17 protein-coding genes are annotated in these 19,222 nt (G+C 54.1%); 13 read left to right on the forward strand and 4 right to left on the reverse strand.

Going from position 1 to position 19,222, the window contains the following annotated elements; genetic code table 11:
* Positions 1–5 precede the first annotated feature (5 nt).
* The 4 genes from J9880_RS16460 to ruvB all read left to right on the forward strand — a co-directional run bounded on the left by J9880_RS16460 (position 6) and on the right by ruvB (position 3,098).
* Positions 6–749, forward strand: a complete 744-nt coding sequence (locus J9880_RS16460; protein ID WP_013575035.1) for a YebC/PmpR family DNA-binding transcriptional regulator — start codon at positions 6–8, stop codon at positions 747–749.
* Positions 750–858: 109 nt separating this feature from the next.
* Positions 859–1,380, forward strand: a complete 522-nt coding sequence (gene ruvC, locus J9880_RS16465) for a crossover junction endodeoxyribonuclease RuvC (RefSeq protein ID WP_015696865.1) — start codon at positions 859–861, stop codon at positions 1,378–1,380.
* 87 nt (positions 1,381–1,467) lie between these two features.
* Positions 1,468–2,082: a Holliday junction branch migration protein RuvA gene (gene ruvA, locus J9880_RS16470; RefSeq protein ID WP_095925158.1), complete on the forward strand. Its 615-nt coding sequence runs from the start codon at positions 1,468–1,470 to the stop codon at positions 2,080–2,082.
* An 8-nt stretch (positions 2,083–2,090) separates the two neighbouring features.
* A complete protein-coding gene (gene ruvB, locus J9880_RS16475; protein ID WP_047610532.1) occupies positions 2,091–3,098 on the forward strand; it encodes a Holliday junction branch migration DNA helicase RuvB in 1,008 nt (335 codons plus the stop codon).
* An 82-nt stretch (positions 3,099–3,180) separates the two neighbouring features.
* Here the strand turns inward: ruvB and J9880_RS16480 are convergent, their stop codons facing one another.
* Both J9880_RS16480 and J9880_RS16485 read right to left on the reverse strand, forming a co-directional pair.
* Complete coding sequence (locus J9880_RS16480; RefSeq protein WP_232769637.1) at positions 3,181–5,559, reverse strand: glycoside hydrolase family 3 N-terminal domain-containing protein; 2,379 nt, start codon at positions 5,557–5,559, stop codon at positions 3,181–3,183.
* Positions 5,556–6,968 (reverse strand): MFS transporter, encoded by a 1,413-nt coding sequence (locus J9880_RS16485; protein WP_232769638.1) that lies wholly within the window; start codon positions 6,966–6,968, stop codon positions 5,556–5,558. The genes J9880_RS16480 and J9880_RS16485 overlap by 4 nt, the downstream gene beginning before the upstream one ends.
* A 310-nt stretch (positions 6,969–7,278) precedes the next feature.
* On the opposite strand from J9880_RS16485, the gene J9880_RS16490 reads away from it, so the two are divergent.
* From J9880_RS16490 to J9880_RS16530, 9 genes are all read left to right on the forward strand, one after another.
* On the forward strand, positions 7,279–7,794 hold the full coding sequence (locus J9880_RS16490; RefSeq protein WP_095922381.1) for an RrF2 family transcriptional regulator: 516 nt from the start codon (positions 7,279–7,281) through the stop codon (positions 7,792–7,794).
* 128 nt (positions 7,795–7,922) lie between these two features.
* Positions 7,923–8,585, forward strand: coding sequence for an FMN-dependent NADH-azoreductase (locus J9880_RS16495; RefSeq protein ID WP_195817243.1), 663 nt, complete (start codon positions 7,923–7,925; stop codon positions 8,583–8,585).
* A gap of 304 nt (positions 8,586–8,889) precedes the next feature.
* The gene (gene bglF / locus J9880_RS16500) at positions 8,890–10,761 is read left to right on the forward strand and encodes a PTS beta-glucoside transporter subunit IIABC (RefSeq protein WP_133823724.1); all 1,872 of its coding nucleotides are present in this window, start codon (positions 8,890–8,892) and stop codon (positions 10,759–10,761) included.
* Positions 10,762–10,783: 22 nt separating this feature from the next.
* Positions 10,784–12,181: a glycoside hydrolase family 1 protein gene (locus J9880_RS16505; protein ID WP_095922378.1), complete on the forward strand. Its 1,398-nt coding sequence runs from the start codon at positions 10,784–10,786 to the stop codon at positions 12,179–12,181.
* A gap of 119 nt (positions 12,182–12,300) precedes the next feature.
* Entirely contained in the window at positions 12,301–13,710 is a 1,410-nt protein-coding gene (locus J9880_RS16510; RefSeq protein ID WP_408637207.1) for a carbohydrate porin, read from the forward strand.
* 124 nt (positions 13,711–13,834) lie between these two features.
* Positions 13,835–14,683 carry a BglG family transcription antiterminator LicT gene (gene licT, locus J9880_RS16515; protein WP_095922376.1) on the forward strand — a complete coding sequence of 283 codons (849 nt, stop codon included), beginning with the start codon at positions 13,835–13,837 and terminating at the stop codon, positions 14,681–14,683.
* A 230-nt stretch (positions 14,684–14,913) separates the two neighbouring features.
* Entirely contained in the window at positions 14,914–16,395 is a 1,482-nt protein-coding gene (ansP, locus tag J9880_RS16520) for an L-asparagine permease (RefSeq protein ID WP_119822361.1), read from the forward strand.
* Between the two features lie 136 nt (positions 16,396–16,531).
* Positions 16,532–16,729 (forward strand): hypothetical protein, encoded by a 198-nt coding sequence (locus J9880_RS16525; protein ID WP_095922374.1) that lies wholly within the window; start codon positions 16,532–16,534, stop codon positions 16,727–16,729.
* The gene (locus tag J9880_RS16530) at positions 16,729–17,535 is read left to right on the forward strand and encodes a hypothetical protein (protein WP_119822362.1); all 807 of its coding nucleotides are present in this window, start codon (positions 16,729–16,731) and stop codon (positions 17,533–17,535) included. Before J9880_RS16525 ends, J9880_RS16530 begins: the two co-directional genes overlap by 1 nt.
* Positions 17,536–17,555: 20 nt before the next feature.
* Here J9880_RS16530 and J9880_RS16535 read toward each other — a convergent pair whose 3' ends face one another.
* Both J9880_RS16535 and J9880_RS16540 read right to left on the reverse strand, forming a co-directional pair.
* Positions 17,556–18,245 carry a fumarylacetoacetate hydrolase family protein gene (locus tag J9880_RS16535; RefSeq protein WP_095922372.1) on the reverse strand — a complete coding sequence of 230 codons (690 nt, stop codon included), beginning with the start codon at positions 18,243–18,245 and terminating at the stop codon, positions 17,556–17,558.
* Positions 18,246–18,337: 92 nt separating this feature from the next.
* Entirely contained in the window at positions 18,338–19,132 is a 795-nt protein-coding gene (locus tag J9880_RS16540; protein WP_095922371.1) for an SDR family NAD(P)-dependent oxidoreductase, read from the reverse strand.
* Between the last annotated feature and the right edge of the window lie 90 nt (positions 19,133–19,222).

The following is a 19,222-nucleotide window of genomic DNA, read 5'->3' on the forward strand; positions in this document are numbered from 1 at the left end:
TATTTATGGCAGGTCACAGTAAGTGGGCCAACACCAAGCACCGCAAAGCGGCGCAAGATTCTAAACGCGGCAAAATTTTTACCAAAATCATTCGTGAGCTGGTTACCGCAGCACGTCTGGGCGGCGGCGATGCAGGGTCAAACCCGCGTCTGCGCGCGGCTATTGATAAAGCGCTGTCCAACAACATGACCCGCGATACCCTGAACCGCGCGATTGCGCGTGGCGTCGGCGGTGACGAAGACACCAACATGGAAACCATCATTTATGAAGGTTACGGCCCGGGTGGCTCTGCCATCATGGTTGAATGTCTGAGTGATAACCGCAACCGTACCGTGGCGGAAGTGCGTCATGCCTTCACCAAAACCGGTGGCAATCTGGGTACTGACGGTTCCGTGGCTTACCTGTTCTCCAAAAAAGGGGTGATCACTTTCGCTCCTGGCCTGGACGAAGACGTGCTGATGGAAGCCGCGCTGGAAGCGGGCGCAGAAGACATCATTTCTTACGATGACGGCGCTATCGACGTCTTCACCGCCTGGGAAAACCTGGGCGAAGTGAAAGACGCGCTGGAAGCGGCAGGTTATAAAGCTGATTCCGCAGAAGTCACCATGATCCCATCGACCAAAGCCGACATGGATGCAGAAACTGCACCGAAACTGTTGCGCCTGATCGACATGCTGGAAGATTGTGACGATGTGCAGGAGGTTTACCACAACGGTGAAATCTCCGACGAGATCGCAGAAACTCTGTAATCTCAGTGCCGCCGGTGGCTGCCACCGGCTGGCTATCCTGTTGTGCCTCAGCAGTTTATACTCTCCCCAACTTTCCAAAAAAAACGACAACACAAGGCGTTGACTGGCTATGGCTATTATTCTGGGGATCGACCCCGGTTCGCGTATTACCGGCTATGGCATTATCCGCCAGACAGGGCGTCAGCTGAGCTATCTCGGCAGCGGTTGTATCCGCACCGTGGTTGACGACATGCCGGGGCGTCTGAAACTGATTTACGCCGGTGTGTCGGAAATCATTACGCAATTTCAGCCTGATTTTTTTGCCATCGAATCCGTGTTTATGGCGAAAAACGCCGACTCGGCATTAAAGCTGGGACAGGCGCGTGGTGCGGCGATAGTCGCGGCGGTAAATCAGGATTTGCCGGTGTTTGAGTACGCGGCGAGGCAGGTGAAACAGACCGTCGTCGGTACCGGTGCCGCTGAAAAATCGCAGGTGCAGCATATGGTGCGTTCGATCCTGAAATTACCGGCGAACCCGCAGGCGGATGCCGCCGATGCGCTGGCGATTGCCATCACCCATTGTCACATGAGCCAGAATGCCATCCGGCTCAGCAGCGATAAATTGCAGATGGCGCGCGGACGTATGCGATAGACGCCGCAAGTCCATTGGGCTGGATATCCATCCAGCTTTTTTTATGATATAAACATCGCTGCTTTTGACCTGATAAGGAAAATGAACGTGATAGGCAGACTACGAGGCATTATTCTGGAAAAACAGCCCCCTTTGGTGCTGCTTGAAACCAACGGCGTGGGCTATGAAGTGCATATGCCGATGACCTGTTTTTATGAATTGCCGGAACTGGGCCAGGAAGCTATCATATTCACGCAATTTATCGTCCGTGAAGATGCCCAGTTGCTCTACGGATTTAACGATAAACAAGAGCGCGCGCTGTTCCGTGAACTGATTAAAGTGAACGGCGTCGGGCCGAAGCTGGCGCTGGCGATCCTGTCAGGCATGTCGGCACAGCAGTTTGTCAGTGCGGTCGAAAAGGAAGAAATCACCGCATTAATTAAGTTACCCGGCGTCGGTAAGAAAACCGCAGAACGCCTGGTTGTCGAAATGAAAGACCGGTTTAAAGGATTAAACGGTGATCTATTTAACAGTCATACTGATATCACGCTACCTGCATCGTCGTCGAAAGCTAAAGAATCTGACGCCGAAGGCGAGGCCGTTGCAGCCCTGATATCCCTCGGATACAAACCCCCAGAAGCCAGCCGCATGATCAGCAAGGTTGCCAAACCGGGCGCCGAATCTGAAACGTTAATTAGAGAAGCGCTGCGCGCGGCGCTGTGAGGTAAACGATGATTGAAGCTGACCGCCTGATTTCTTCCGAAGTCTTCAGTGAAGAAGAGGTCATTGACCGTGCGATCCGCCCGAAGCTGCTCAACGAATACGTCGGTCAGCCTCATGTGCGCTCGCAAATGGAAATCTTTATTCAGGCGGCTAAGCAACGCAAAGATGCGCTCGATCACCTGTTGATTTTCGGCCCTCCGGGACTGGGGAAAACCACGCTGGCTAACATCGTGGCGAACGAAATGGGCGTGAATTTACGCACCACGTCGGGGCCGGTGCTGGAAAAGGCCGGTGATCTGGCCGCGATGCTGACCAATCTCGAGCCGCACGACGTGCTGTTCATCGATGAAATCCACCGTCTTTCGCCCGTCGTTGAAGAAATTCTTTATCCGGCGATGGAAGACTATCAGCTGGATATCATGATCGGTGAAGGCCCGGCGGCACGTTCCATCAAACTTGATCTTCCGCCCTTTACCCTGATTGGTGCCACCACCCGCGCGGGTTCCCTGACGTCTCCTTTGCGTGACCGTTTCGGGATTGTGCAGCGTCTGGAGTTTTATCAGGTGGCCGATTTGCAGCACATTGTCGGCCGCAGTGCGTCATGCCTTGGGCTGGAGTTGTCGGAAGAGGGCGCGCATCAGATTGCCCGCCGGTCACGCGGTACGCCGCGTATCGCCAACCGTCTGTTGCGCCGTGTGCGTGACTTTGCCGAAGTCAAAGGCGACGGCACCATTAACGGTGATGTGGCCAACGGCGCGCTGGATATGCTGGACGTCGATGCCGAAGGCTTCGATTACATGGACCGCAAACTGCTGCTGGCGATTATCGACAAGTTCACCGGCGGACCGGTCGGACTGGATAACTTAGCGGCGGCGATCGGCGAAGAACGCGAGACGATTGAAGACGTCATCGAACCCTTCCTGATCCAGCAGGGCTTTATTCAGCGCACACCGCGCGGTCGCATGGCAACCAATCATGCGTATAAGCACTTTGGTATCGCGAGAGAAACGGAATAACCGGTTCTTTGCGCAGGGTTCTGTGCCAGAAAGCCAAACGGACGCCCTGAGCGTCCGTTTGGCTTATCTCAGCCAGCAGAAATTACTGACTGACTTCACAGCGGCTGACCATCCGCCAGTGACGCGGCAACTCCCGCACTTCGCCGGACAGCGTGATTTTTCCACGCGCATGAATATCCCTGCTCGACGACCCTACCTGTACCTCGACAAAACCCGGTTCCACGATGCGTTTACCCGCATGATTTGTGAAATTCAGCATGTCGATGGGGATGCTGAAACTCAGCGTGGCGGTTTGTCCGGCGTCCAGTTCAACGCGTTCGAAAGCCTTGAGTTCCTGCACCGGACGCACCAGTGATGCCACGCAGTCGCGCAGATAAACCTGCACCACTTCGCTGCCCGCCTGCTTACCGGTATTGGTCACTCGTATCTGCACCTCAATGTCGCCATTTTCGATGGCGACAGGATGCTGACTGAGCTGAAAATCATGGTAACGGAACGTGGTGCTGCTCAGCCCGTAACCAAACGGGTATTGTGCGCCAAAGTGGAAGGCAATCGGCGTGCCGCCACTTTTCAGTTTGTGATTGTAATAATAGGGCATCGCCCCGGCGCTTTTCGGCACGGATACCACCAGACGTCCCGACGGTGCCTGTTTGCCGCTGATGATATCGCTGATCGCGCGGCCGCCTTCCTGACCGGGCGCGAAGGCCATCAGATATCCCGCGACGTCGTCTTCCAGCCCGCCGAGAGAATACGGACGGCCTCCGGTCATCACCACAATGGTCGGTTTGCCGGTCGCCACAATGTCTTCGAGCAACTGCTGCTGAACGCCGGGCAGTTGCAGGCTGTCAGTATCAGAACCTTCTCCGACCGTTCCGCTCTGGAACAATCCGGCCAGATCACCGACAAATACCAGTGCGACGTCACTCTCCTGCGCCAGTTTCACCGCCTGCGGAATAAGTGCGGTGCTTTGTGAGACCGGTGAATTTTGCATCGGGGTTCCCGCATCGCCGGGGAATACCGGCGCACCGGCGGTGCGTTTTTCGAGAATATGGCAACCTTTGGCATAACGGATATTTTGTTCACCGTAAGCGTCGCGCAAAGCCTGTAACGGCGTGATGACCTGTTCTGTCTGCGCTTCCATTTCGCTGATGATCAGATGCACCGGGAAGCTATAACCGCTGAGTAAGGCCAGCGGATCATCTGCCGTCGGGCCGATGACGGCGATTTTCTGGCCGGACCGGGGCCTGAGCGGCAGGATGCCATTGTTTTCCAGCAAGGTGATGGAACGGACGGCGGCTTGCCAGGCCAGTTCCCGTGTGGCGGGTTGCTGCAATTGCGGCTGAGGCACACTGGCGTAAGGTTGCTCAAATAATCCGAGGCGGAATTTTTCGGTCAGCACGCGGGCGACAATCTCGTCAATTTTCGCCATATCAATCAGACCCCGCGACACCGCATCGGCCAGATGTTGCGCGCAGTCGCCTTTCGGCAATTCGATATCCAGACCGGCATTAAACGCCAGCGCGGCAGATTCCGCATCGTCATGACTGACGCCATGATGCTGATGCAGCAGACTGACGCCACCGTAGTCGGCGACAATCAGGCCATCGAATCCCCACTGTTCGCGCAACAGTTCCGTCAGCAGGAAGTGATCGCTGTGGCACGGCTGGCCGTCGATATCATGATAAGCAGGCATTACCGAACCGGCATTCGCCAGTTTTACCGCCATTTCAAACGGCAGCAGGAAAGTGTCATTCAGCTCGCGGAAACCGAGATGTACCGGCGCATGGTTGCGCGCCCCTTCGCTGAAAGAATGCCCGACGTAATGTTTCAGCGTTGCCAGCAGGTCACGTTTTTCGCCCTGCAAACCGCGCACGTAAGCCGTCGCCATGACGCCAACCAGATACGGATCTTCGCCAAAGGTTTCCTCGGTACGTCCCCAGCGCACATCGCGCGACACATCCAGCACCGGCGCCAGCCCCTGATGACAACCGACACTTTGTGCTTCGTCGCGGATCGCGGCGGCAATCTGCTCCATCAGTTGCGGATCCCACGTGGAGGCATAACTCAGTGATGAGGGAAACAGCGTGGCATCTTTGCACAACAGGCCGACCAGACACTCTTCGTGGAACATCGCCGGAATACCCAGCCGCGTGTCTTCCACCAGCGTTTTTTGCAGCCGGTTCAGCGCCCGTACGCCTTCCGCCGGGCTGACCACATGCGTGCCGAGCGGGCGGGTAATTTGCCCCGCGCCGGACTTCAGTTGTTGTTCCAGCGCGTCACTCTGCTTGTGACCGGCAAAATCGTCGCTGAGATCGGTACGCTCCTGATGATTGCCGTTGCTGTCGAGGATCAGCCAGAACGCATGCATCTGGGCGAATTTTTCCTCCGGCGTCATGCGTGCCAGAAGATCGGCGACGCGGGTGGCAACGGGTTGTGAAGCATCCTGATAAAGGTGAGTCATCTTGCATCTCCTTGATTAATCAAAGGGCGGGTACCGCTGAGAACGGGTTCCTCTTCGCCGCCGAAAGAACGGCGGGTGGCGAGGGATGCCGCGATGTTCTGCATCGTGCGGCTGTTAAGTTTGTAGGTAAACAGCAGGGCGGCCATCAGCAGGAACAAGGCACACGGCACCAGCGTGAACAGTGAATTGATGGTCAGCATCACGCCAGAGCTTTGCGTGGCGGCATTCGGCACATAATCGACCATGCCGAGAACCCAGCCGACAATGGCGCCGCCCAGCGCCAGTCCGAATTTGATGGCAAACAACGCAGTGGAAAACACCAGGCCGTCAAGACGGCGGCCGGTGCGGGATTCCTCGTGATCGACCACGTCGGAGAACATCGTCCACTGCAGCGGCGTCGTGAGATTCTGGATAAAACTGAACACCAGATTGAAGGCGAAAATAAGGCCAATGGAAGGAGACGGGATAAAGAAAATAGCCGCGTTACACACCACAAACGTCAGGATCGTCCACTGATAGGATTTAACCCGGTCGAATTTTCCTAATAATTTTTCAGACAGTAACGCGCCAAATAATGAGGCGATCATGCCAAAAACAATAAAATTGAAAATCAGATCCGGCCGGGCGAGAACATATTTCACGTAATACATGGTCGCGGAGCCACGGATTACCACCGCGCACAACAGCAGAATATTAAAAATAAATACGATGCGCCATTGTGCGTTATTCCACAGTAATTTCAGATCGCTCAGCATCGAACCGGAGGTGTCATTGCGCGGATGATAACGCTCGCGCGTCATGGCGAAACAGCAGAAAAATAATACGATGCCGAGTAATCCCATCAGGCTCATGGCGTAGAAATAGCCTTTTTGCGGATTGCCCGCGCCCAGTTTTGCCACCAGCGGCAGGGCAATCACCGTCACCACCAGTCCGCCGATAAATGACAGCGCAAAGCGCCACGACTGCAACGAATGACGCTCGCGCGGATCCAGCGTTAACGCCCCCGGCATCGCGCAATACGGCACATTAATGGCGGAGTACACCAGGCTTAATAAGGTATAAGTGATTGTCGCGTAGATGATTTTCCCGGTCGGGGAGACATCCGGCACGTAAAACGTGATCAGGCAACAGACACCAAACGGGATTGCAAACCACAGCAGCCAGGGACGGAATTTCCCGTAGCGCGAGGTTGTCCGGTCTACCAGTGCGCCGATACAGGGATCCACACAGGCATCCACGGCACGCACGACTAAAAATAATGTGCCCATAATCGCGGCGGGTAAACCAAAAACATCCGTGTAGAAATAGGCCAGAAACAAGGTCGCAGTTTGCCAGACCAGCGCACTGGCCATATCGCCGAGTCCGTAGCCAATCTTATCTTTTACTGAAAGAACCGGAGTGATCATCATTATTTGTTACCTGCTTTGGGTAAGGAGAGATAACCGACTGAAATTAATTAATGTCTTTGACGAAAAGAAAGATAAACAGCATGGAGAAGTAAAATGTTGCCAGAAGTATTGTGAATAGAATCGAGTCAGACAATTGAGGAAACGAATATACAAATTACGTTTTTTGATTTTGTTTTTTATTTGTGAGCGGGTTCAAACTGAGCGCGGGCTTTTGGCCTGACTTGCAGAAATCCCTGCTTTTGGTGTCAATTTCGGGGCAACTGGTGTTTAATTAAGAGTCATTCCGTCTTAGTTTGGAGTTAAAGGTTGTATGTCCCATATCAGCGCTGGCGTGGAATACGCACTGCATTGCCTGCTGTTTATCGCCCATCCGCAGGGAAGTGTGACGGAAGCCAGTGTCCGCGATTTATCTGAACTTCAGGGCGTGCCCTTTGATTACGTCGCCAAACTGTTCACCAAACTGCACAAAGCGAAACTGATCATCGCCACCGAAGGTGCGAAGGGCGGCATCCGGCTGGCGAAACCGCCACACGAGATCACCGTTCTGGATGTAGTTGATGCTATCGACGGGCGTAAAAAGCTGTTCGACTGCAAGGAAATCCGCAACCGCTGCGCCGTGTTTGACAACGATCCGCCTGCCTGGGCGAGTTCGGGCCTGTGTGCGATCCATTCCCTGATGATCGACGCCGACAACAAAATGCGCGATGTGCTGGCTGCGCAAACCCTGGCCGGACTGGCCTCGCAGTTTGGCCGTAAAGCGCCTCCGGAGTTCGAACAGCAGATCACCCGCTGGTTAGGTGATAAAGGCTCGCGCCGCATTATCTGATTCCTTGTCTTTTTTTATTTCACACTGGCACTTGCCAGCGGGATAGCATTGCGCGTATTTTTAACTACGACAAAGTTAGTCCTAGTTTAAATGCGCGCCGTTAACGGCGAAGATCAGGAAGGAAAAACATGAAAATTCTACACGTCGATGCCAGTTCAAAATTTCATCAATGGTCAAATTCCCGGGCACTGGGGCGTTACTTTATTGAGCAACTGGAACAGAAAGGGGTCGATATCGAGATCGACTATCTCGATGTGACGGAAGATGTGCAGCCGCACGTGTCAGCGGAATTTGTGCAGGCGACCTACACGCCGGAAGCGCAACGTACGGACCGCATGCGCGACGTGCTGGCGGAGTCCGACGCCCTGTGTCAGCGCGTGATGGCAGCCGATGCGCTGGTCTGTGCGATGCCGATGTATAACTGGACGATCCCGTCGACGTTTAAAACATTCATCGACAATATTATCCGCACAAACATCACCTATGACCTGCACGCCGACGGCAGCATTACCGGCAATCTGGGCGATAAGAAAGTATTGTTTATCACCACGCGCGGCGCGGATCTCAGTGAAGGCAGCCCGTTCGCCAATATGGATGCGATGACGCCGGTACTGAAAAATGCGTTTGGTTTTATCGGCGTGGAAAACCCGTGGTTTGTGGATGCGCAGCCGCTGCAATTTTCCGATGAAGCCGCGCGCGAAGCCGGTTTAGCCAAAGCACGCGGTGAGCTGGATGCCGTTTGCGGTGAATGGGCGCAGAGCCTGATTTGCGCAGAAACCACCCCCGTCTGAGCCGTAAACGCATAAGTGACGCTCAGGGATGAGCGTCGGTCTGCACAAAGTCTGAAGCCGATCACAGTTTCATCATCTGGCGAATATTACGACTTGTTTCTGTTTCCGATTCGCCAGAGAATCCGTTTCAGAAAGCAGGATTGTTACTGTCTGACAGGCAAAACCTAAACTTCTCGTTTCTTCGTGTATGACGAAGAGACCGGACGTTTAGGTTTTTTTTTGGCCTGAATTCAGGGGCAGGCCGCCCCTTTGAAATACAACGGCAATGTCGTGCACGACGCCCTTACTCTGATGAGACAACACCATGGAATACAGAACATTAGCCGATGAAATTCTCCGCGGAGTGGGCGGAAAAGACAACGTCAACAGCGTGGTGCATTGTGCCACCCGTTTACGCTTCAAACTGAAAGATACCCGCAAAGCCGATGCTGCCGGGCTGAAAGAAAATCCGGGTGTGATCATGGTGGTCGAAAGCGGCGGTCAGTTTCAGGTCGTGATCGGCAACCATGTTGGCGCGGTGTATGACGCACTGGTCAAAGGCAGCGCGCTTTCTGAAAACAGTGAGGATGACACCGACGATAAAGGCAGTTTGTTTGCCCGGGCGATAGATGTCATCTCCGGCATTTTCACGCCGTTTATCGGCATCATGGCGGCATCGGGGATCCTGAAAGGTTTTCTGGCACTGGCGCTGGCCTGCGGCTGGCTGATGCCGGAAAGCGGCACTTACAAAGTCTGGTTCGCCGCCAGCGATGCAATGTTCTACTTCTTCCCGCTGGTGATCGGTTACACCGCCGGTAAGAAATTCGGCGGGAATCCGTTCGTCACCATGATGATTGGCGGGGCGATGGTTCACCCGCTGATGATTGCCGCCTTCGAGGCACAGCAGCCCGGTGCGCAGAGCGAGCATTTCTTCGGTATCCCGCTGGTGTTTATTAATTACGCCTCATCAGTGATCCCGGTGATTCTGGCTGCGTGGGTATCAAGCTGGCTGGAAAAACGCGCGATGAAAATTCTGCCTTCTTCACTGCGCAACTTTATCACCCCGCTGATTTGCCTGATGGTGGTGGTGCCGCTCACCTTCCTGGTCATCGGCCCGGTCGCGACCTGGGCGAGTCAGCAACTGGCCAATGGCTATCAGTTCGTTTATCACGTCAGCCCGATGGTCGCGGGTGCCTTTATGGGCGCGCTGTGGCAGGTATGCGTGATCTTCGGTCTGCACTGGGGGCTGGTGCCGCTGATGATCAACAACTTCAGTGTGCTCGGTCATGACACCATGCTGCCGCTGTTACTGCCTGCGGTAATGGGCCAGGTCGGTGCGGTCGCCGGTGTGATGCTGCGCGCCAAAGATGCACGGACAAAGGCACTGGCGGGTTCCGCAATCAGTGCCGGTATTTTCGGCATTACCGAACCGGCGGTTTACGGTATCAACCTGCCGCGCCGTCGTCCGTTTATCTTCGGCTGCGTCGGTGGTGCGCTGGGTGCGGCGGTACTCGGTTACTTCCAGACCACGGCGTATTCCTTTGGTTTCGCCAACATTTTCACCTTCACCCAAATCATTCCACCGACAGGCTTCGATAAGACCGTCACCGCCGCGATTGCCGGCACATTGATTGCCCTGTTATTTGCGGCACTGGCGACCTATTTCTTCGGCATGAAAGAAGAAGCAACGCCGGAAGTCAGCGAAAAGGCTAAAGCCGATGCAGTACAGGCCCCGCGTGGAAAAACGCTGATTGCCAGCCCGATGACCGGTGCCTGTATCCCTCTCGAGAATGTCGGGGATCCGACCTTCGCCAGCGGCCTGCTGGGCAAAGGTGTCGCGGTGGTGCCGACGGCGGGACGGGTGGTCTCACCGGTGAACGGCACCGTGGTGTCCCTGTTCAAAACCCATCACGCCATCGGGATTGAATCGGAGGACGGCGCAGAAATCCTGATCCACGTCGGCATCGATACGGTGAAGCTCGACGGTAAATTCTTTACGCCACACGTTGACGTCGATGCGGTGGTGAAGCAGGGCGATTTGTTGCTGGAATTCGACGTGCAGGGGATCACGGATGCCGGTTACGACCTGACGACGCCGGTGCTGGTCACCAACAGCGACGATTATCTCGACGTCATTCCGGCCGGTGTCGGTCAGGACGTCAGCGAACAGACACCTTTACTGACTTTATTACGATAACGACCAGAGCCTGGAGGTTCACATGAACAAGCAATTCCCAAAAGGATTCTTATGGGGCGGTGCTGTTGCCGCTAATCAGGTTGAAGGGGCTTACCTGACTGACGGAAAAGGGTTATCTACTTCGGATCTGCAACCGCAGGGCGTTTTCGGCCCGGTGCAGGAACGTACGGAAGGGGATTTCGGCGTGAAAGATGTCGCCATCGACTTCTATCATCGTTACCCGGAAGACATGAAGTTGTTCGCCGAAATGGGCTTTACCGTCCTGCGTACTTCCATCGCCTGGACGCGCATTTTCCCGCAGGGCGATGAAGCGCAGCCGAACGAAGCGGGTCTGGCATTCTATGACCGCCTGTTTGATGAAATGGCGAAATACGGCATTACGCCGCTGGTCACGCTTTCTCACTACGAAATGCCGTACGGCATCGTAAAAAAACACGGTGGCTGGGGCAGTCGCGACACCATCGGTTTCTTCGAGAATTACGCCCGCACGGTGTTCACGCGCTATAAAGACAAAGTGAAACACTGGCTGACTTTCAATGAAATCAACATGTCGCTGCACGCCCCGTTCACCGGCGTCGGCTTGCCGGAAGACAGCAGCAAACAGGCAATCTATCAGGCCATCCATCATCAGCTGGTCGCCAGCGCCAAAGCAGTCAAAGCCTGTCACGAGATCGTTCCTGACGGCAAAATCGGCAATATGCTGCTCGGCGGCATGTTATATCCGCTGACCTGCAAACCGGCCGATATGATGGAAACCTTGCAGCAAAACCGCGACTGGTTATTCTTCGGCGATGTGCAGGTGCGCGGCGCGTATCCGGCCTATATGCAACGATTCTTTAAAGATCGCGGAATGGAGATCATTATTACCGCTGAAGATAAAGCTGCATTAAAAGAAACGGTCGACTTTATTTCATTCAGTTATTACATGACCGGTTGTGTGACGACAGATGAAGAACAAAATATTAAGGCGCGCGCCAATATATTAAATATGGTGCCCAACCCGCATCTGAAAAGTTCTGAATGGGGCTGGCAGATTGATCCGGAAGGTTTGCGTTTCTTAATGAATGAACTTTATGACCGTTATCAGAAACCGTTATTTATTGTGGAAAACGGTTTGGGTGCGCGGGATAAAGTCGAAGCAGACGGCAGTATCAACGACGATTACCGTATTCAATATATCAACGACCATCTGGTTCAGGTCCGCGAAGCCATTGAAGACGGCGTCGACGTGATGGGCTACACAAGCTGGGGGCCGATTGACCTGGTCAGCGCCTCGAAAGCGGAATTCTCCAAACGCTACGGCTATATCTACGTTGACCGTGACGATCAGGGTAATGGCACGCTGGAACGCCGCCGTAAGAAAAGTTTCTTCTGGTATAAAGAAGTGATTAATTCAAACGGTGCAGCGTTAACATCCTGATCTGAATTTCCCGCTAATCATCAATAACCCGTGCGGCTTATATATTATAAGCCGCCTGTTCGCCTTGTATTGCCCGATAACAATAATGATGATGTTAATAATCATACGGAAATATAATAATGAAAATTTCTCAGACTTCTGCAACACCTACCACTACACCTGTAAATAATAATATCCGGCTGCTGAAAAACAGTCTTCTGGCGCTGTGTTTTACCACGGCAAGTATTTATTCAGCGCAGGCTGCCGAAAACTGGAACGGCACCGTTCTGGGTTTTGAAGCGCCCGGCGAAGGGATGCTCGGCGATATGATGGGCATCCGGCCGATTATTGAAGATCACGGTTTCCATTATCAGCTGGGCTACCTGAGTGAATCTTCTTATAACGCCGGTGGCGGGTATAACCACGATAAACATCTGGCGTATATCGATCAGTTCTCGCTGACCTTTACGCAGGATCTGGAGATGTACACCGGCATTCCCGACGCCGCCATTGAAGGCAACATTGTTAACCGTAACCACAATGATAACCTGACCACCAAACGGACGCAGGATCCGCGCGTCGGGATTAACGACATTGCGCAGGAAAGCTGGGGCGGGCAGTCGATTACCCGTCTGGGCTGGCTGACGTTTGGCCGCAGCTTTGATGACCGCAAGCTGCACTGGCGTATCGGCATGATGAACAAGAATCAGGATTTCGATCAGATCATTCCCTGCGATTTCCAGTTGCTGAGCCAGTGCGGCGGTAAATCGGCTAACTCCATGACCTGGTACAACTGGAACAAACATTACTGGGGCACCACGATCCAGTACAAACTGACGCCGGAACTGACGCTGAAAACCGGCATCATGGAACAAAACCCCGACGCGTCGGATCGCAAATACGCCTGGAGCGGTTCCCTGAAAGGCGCGCGCGGTATCCTGCTGCCGATGGAAGCCGAGCTGAAAACTAAAGTGAATGGTTTGCCGGGGATTTATAACTTTGGCCTGCTGTATACCAACTCACCGCAAACCGATTTGTCAGAAGGCAAAACGCAAAGCGTGGGCGCGACGGATCCTGAAGGGTATCGCAAACACAGCAGCACCTGGTTTATGTACACCGGCTTCAACCAGCAGGTGACGCAGCGCGGCGACGATCCGAACCGTGGCATGAGCGTCTCTTACAGCCTCGGTCTGGGCGATCAGCGCAGCAACAGTATTCATTACACGCAGGCGGCGTCTATGCGTTATCGCGGGCTGTTTGATGCCCGTCCTGACGACTGGCTGGGCTTTGGCATGACTTACATTAAAATGAGCAATCACTACCGTCAGAATCAGGAAAACCTGAATGACATTTATCAGGTGGATGATTATGGCAATCCGCTGTATACGCCGCTGTCGGGGCATTCGGTGAACGCCGATTTGTATTATCAGATCAAAGTGCGTTCATGGCTGATTCTGCAACCGGATTTGCAATACTGGTACCGTCCGGGCGGGGTGAAGGAAACGCAGGATGCCTGGGTGACGGGACTGAAAGCCATCGTCACGTTCTGAGTGCAAAATTTACGTCTGACTGAGGATCGGATCTGGTAAAATTATCAGGCAGATCCCAAGACTGCGGCAGACAAAACCTGATCATCCGTACGGACGATCGGGTTTTTCTTTTCAGGGAGTTACAATGAAAATCGCCAAAATACTCAATAATAATGTGGTGGTGGTTGTCAGCGAGCAGCAGCGCGAACAGGTGGTGATGGGCCGCGGGCTGGCGTTTATGAAAAAAGCCGGGGATGAACTCGATGACAGCAAGATCGAGAAAATCTTCGCCCTGCAAAATGACGAACTGGTGGCGCATCTGACGGAACTGCTGTCGCATATTCCGATGGAAGTGATGACCACCTGCGATCAGATCATTTCGCTGGCGCGGGGACGGCTGGGGAAATTACAGGAAAATCTTTATATCGCGCTGACCGATCACTGTAATTTTGCCATCGAACGGCAAAAGAAAGGCGTGCCGATCAGCAATGCCTTGCTGTGGGAAACCCGCCGTCTGTACCCGAAGGAATATGCGCTCGGGCTGGAAGCACTGGAGATTATCGATTCCCGTCTGGGCGTGCGACTGCCGGTGGATGAAGCGGGTTTTATTGCCCTGCATCTGGTCAATGCGCAGCTCAACGGCGAAATGCCGGAAGTGGCGCAAATCACCCGCGTTATGCAGGAAATCCTCAATCTGGTGAAGTACCAGTTACGCATCGAATATGACGAAGAGTCGCTGAGCTATCAGCGTTTCGTCACCCATCTTAAATTTTTCGCCCAGCGGATGCTCAGCCGCACGGTAGTGGCGGATGACGACATGACCCTGCATGTGGCGGTGAAAGAAAATTACCCGCAGGCGTGGCTGTGCTCGGAAAAAATCGGCGATTACCTGACCGCGCAGTATCAGCGTGAACTGACCACCGAAGAGATCATGTATCTGTCGATTAACATCGAACGGGTGAGAAAAGAGTGTTTACCGAAAGGAACGGCCTGACCGCACGCAAGGGCAAAATTCTCTGCGCGAAATATGACTGCTCACAATTTTTAATGACGGTTTTTTTTGCCACGGTTAATGAGAACAGGTAGCATCCCTCGCCGTTATTGCACCAAAACAGTTCCGGCTAAAAAAACTACAGTGGGTAAACCCCATAAACGGCGAGGCTTGCAATCGTTTGCTTGCAGCACCCGGCGTCAGGTGAAGGTTATTTTGGAGAACAAGTCATAATGAAGTCTCATAAGAAAACGGCAGAGGCGAAGCACGCGGCGAAACGACGCTGGCTGGACTCGCACGATCATGGTTATCACAAAAGTATGGGCAACCGTCAGGTTCAGATGATTGCCATTGGTGGTTCTATCGGTACCGGTCTGTTTCTCGGCGCGGGTGCGCGATTGCAGATGGCCGGCCCGGCGCTGGCTATCGTCTACGCGGTTTGCGGTATTTTCTCCTTCTTTATTTTGCGCGCACTGGGCGAACTGGTGTTACACCGTCCGACCAGCGGCAGCTTCGTATCCTATGCCCGTGAATTCCTGGGTGAAAAAGCCTCTTATGTTGCAGGCTGGATGTACTTCCTCAACTGGGCGATGACCGGCATTGTCGATATCACCGCAGTGGCGCTGTATATGCATTACTGGGGCACGTTTGGTGATGTCCCGCAGTGGATGTTTGCCCTTGGCGCGCTGGCGATTGTCGCCACCATGAACATGATCGGCGTGAAGTGGTTCGCTGAGATGGAATTCTGGTTTGCGCTGATCAAAGTTGCCGCGATTGCGATTTTCCTGGTGGTGGGCGTGGTGTTCCTCGGCACCGGCAAACAACTCGACGGCAACACCACCGGCTTGCATCTGATCACCGATAACGGCGGTATCTTCCCGCACGGGTTGTTACCGGCGCTGGTTCTGGTTCAGGGCGTGGTCTTTGCCTTTGCGGCGATCGAACTGGTCGGCACCGCAGCGGGCGAAACCAAAGATCCTGAGAAAGTGCTGCCGAAAGCCATCAACAGCGTGATCTGGCGTATCGCCTTGTTCTACGTCGGTTCCGTGGTGCTGCTGGTTCTGCTGCTGCCGTGGAATGCCTATCAGGCGGGGCAGAGTCCGTTCGTGACCTTCTTCAGCAAGCTGGGCGTGCCTTATATCGGTACCATCATGAACATCGTGGTGCTGACCGCCGCGCTGTCGAGCCTGAACTCCGGGCTGTACTCCACCGGCCGTATTCTACGCTCGCTGTCGATGGGCGGTTCCGCACCGAAATTCATGTCGAAGATGAGTGCGCAACAGGTGCCTTATGCCGGTATTCTGGTGACGGTCGGTATTTACGTGATCGGCGTGGTACTGAACTACTACGTGCCATCGCAGGTGTTTGAAATTGTCCTGAACGTCGCGTCACTCGGCATCCTCAGTTCCTGGGCTTTCATCATCGTCTGTCAGATGAAACTGCGTACCGCGATTAAAGAAGGCCGCGCGAAAGACGTCTCCTTCAAAATGCCGTGGGCACCGTTCACTTCGTGGCTGACGCTGGCGTTCCTCGCGGGCGTGCTGATCCTGATGGCGTTTGACTACCCGAATGGTACGTTCACTGTGGCGACGATCCCGGTACTGATTATCCTGCTGGTTCTGGGCTGGATTGGCCTGCGCAAACGCGCCGCTGAAGTGCACGCCGAACAGGCTGCGCAGGAAGAAGCGCATCAGGAAAGCATAGAAGCGAAATAACCTATTTCGTGGAATATCCGTAAAGGGCTGCCGTCATGGCGGCCCTTTTTTATATCCGCATGTGTAATAAATCCGAAACCGCCGGAGTGACCCTGTGGATTGACTAGGCTTAGCCTTTGGTTATGGAGGCCAACCTATGCTTAAGATTGTATTGCAGATTTTTTCCAGCCCGGAAAAATTCCTCGGATTGTTCAGTGCTGCGGATATGGAAAATACGCTGGAAGAGGGCGAGCGTATTTTGATTGATGAGAATGGTACAGCGTCGGTGAACCCGGCCAATCAAAGTATGCAGGCAGACTTTGCCCGCCACGTAAAACGCATGAGTGTGCTGTAATGGCGACAGCGGTTTTCATGGTGTTAATGGTCTGCGGCTACTGGTATACCACCCGCGACATCTCATCACGTTTCAAACTTAAACGGACTTTCGGCTGGGACGTCTATTTTCTGGTGGCCTTGTACGGCTGCATTTTTGTCCTGCAGGGCTTACTGGTTATCGCCCTGGTCTATATGGCGCTGTGGGGGATTTCCGGCGTGATCAACTGGCTGCCCGCGCTGCCACACTTGCATCAGGATGTGCATTATCATCGCGATTTCATCAACTGGAGTTTCCTGGGCATTCAGGCGCCGGTGGTGATTATGCTCGCGGTGTCCGTGATGCTGTGTCTGGTGCGAACCACCTGGTCGCCGGGTTTACGGCTCAATACCGCCGGACGCAAACAGTTGTACAAACAACTCACCCGCGCCAACGGGGTAGAAGGGCTGTTATATCAGTGCATGGAAGAGGGCGACATGGTGTTTATCACCTTACAGTCACGTCGCGTTTATATCGGCATGGTGCATACCGCACGCTGTGAAACCAGTTCGTCGGACAACGTGGTGGTGATCCCGATGGTCAGCGGCTATCGCGATAAAGACACGCTGGAACTGCGCGTTGAGCACAATTATGCCCGTTATTATCAGGAACACGGCGTTACGCCGGTATCTGATCCGGTGAATGCGCTGAAATTCCGCAAGGTGATTTTACTGAGTCAGATCGAAACGCTGTCGTTGTTTGATCCGTCAAGTGCCTGTGCGTTTGAGAAGCTGATCCCACAGGTTGAGGAAGAGATGAGGGGAGAACCGGCTGAAAAGGACGCCTGAGAAAAGGCGTCCTGTGCGCATTACACGAGGGTGAAGCTGAACTCGCTCAGACCGTCGATGCCGCCGGTGATCACATCACCGCGCACTGCCGGGCCGACGCCCGCCGGGGTGCCGGTGTAAATCAGATCGCCTGCCTTGAGTTCCACCGCCTGCGACAGATAACTGATGACGTCCGCCACCTGCCAGATCTGGTCACTCAAATCGCCGCGCTGACGTTTCTCTCCGTTCACATCCAGCCAGATTTTACCGGCCGCCGGATGTCCGGTCTGGCTGACAGGCAGCAGCGGACTGGCCGGTGCGGACGCATCAAACCCTTTGGCAAAATCCCACGGACGCCCTTGTTTCTTGGCCTGCGCCTGAATATCGCGACGGGTCAGATCCACGCCGACGGTATAACCCCAGACGTGCGACAGTGCCTCTTCAGCCGCGATGTTTTTGCCGCCTTTGGCAATCGCAACCACCAGTTCCACTTCGTAATGCAGATCTTCGGTCAGCGTCGGATAAGGCACGTTGCCGCTGGCGGGAACCACCGCATCAGCCGGTTTACCAAAGAAGAAAGGCGGTTCACGGTCGGGATCATGGCCCATTTCGCGGGCATGTTCGGAATAGTTGCGGCCAACGCAATACACGCGGCGCAGAGGAAAACGGGCGCTCTGGCCAGCAACGGCAAGAGAGGGAACTTCGGGTGCAGCAATTACATAGTCAGTCATCGTATTCACTTCACAAAGTTGTCGAATTAACATATTTGCAAAGCGAATCCACATTGACCAGTAAATTTATGTTACTGGTCAATGTGTCAGTGTCAGGCTTTGTAACGCGGTGCCGCGTGAGCCTGCAGGAAGTTCGGCACCATCGCACCGCGCAGGGCATCAAAATCGTCCCACTGTTTTTCATCCTGCAATGGCGGGATAGTGACTTTCTCTTTGCGGTCAAAACCCAGCAGGGCGGCGTCCACCAGTTCACCCACTTCCATCACGCCCGGCACTTCATCGATATTCTTGCCTGAACGTTCCCAGATTTCCGTACGCGTTGCGGCAGGCAGCACCGCCTGAACGTACAGGCCGCGCTGAGCCATTTCAAATTGCAGCGTCTGGCTGAAGGTCAGTACAAACGCTTTGGTCGCGGAATACACCGCCGATTGCAGCTCCGGCGTCAGCGCCATCACGGACGCGATATTAATGATCGCGCCGTCCGGATGTTTGATCAGGCCATCAAACGCCACGCGGGAAAGTCGCGCCACGGAGGTCACGTTCAGGGTGATCAGATTCTCAATGGCATCGGCATCGCTGTTCTCAAAACCGGCTTTGAGGGACGCCCCGGCATTGTTGATCAGCAGGGAAATCTGCGGCGTGGCGCGGATAAAATCCTCAACTCGGGCTAACTCTTCGCTGCGGGTTAAATCGGCAGGCAGCACGGTGATATTGACGCCCGTTTCCTGTTGCAGGCGTTCAGCCAGCGTTTTCAGACGCGCCGCATCACGGGCAACCAGCACCAAATCATAGCCGCGTTTCGCCAGACGGTCGGCATAAGTGGCACCAATGCCGCTGGAAGCGCCGGTGATTAAGGCTACAGACTGAGAGCGAATTGAATCTGACATGAGAAGACCTCTGGGTTGATTAAGTGGTTTAATAATGAAACCAGATGATTTTTAGCACCAGTGGTTTTATAATGCAACCAGATTCTTTCC

Origin of the sequence: Rahnella victoriana (assembly GCF_021276285.1) — a bacterium.
Classification (GTDB): Bacteria; Pseudomonadota; Gammaproteobacteria; order Enterobacterales; family Enterobacteriaceae; genus Rahnella; species Rahnella victoriana.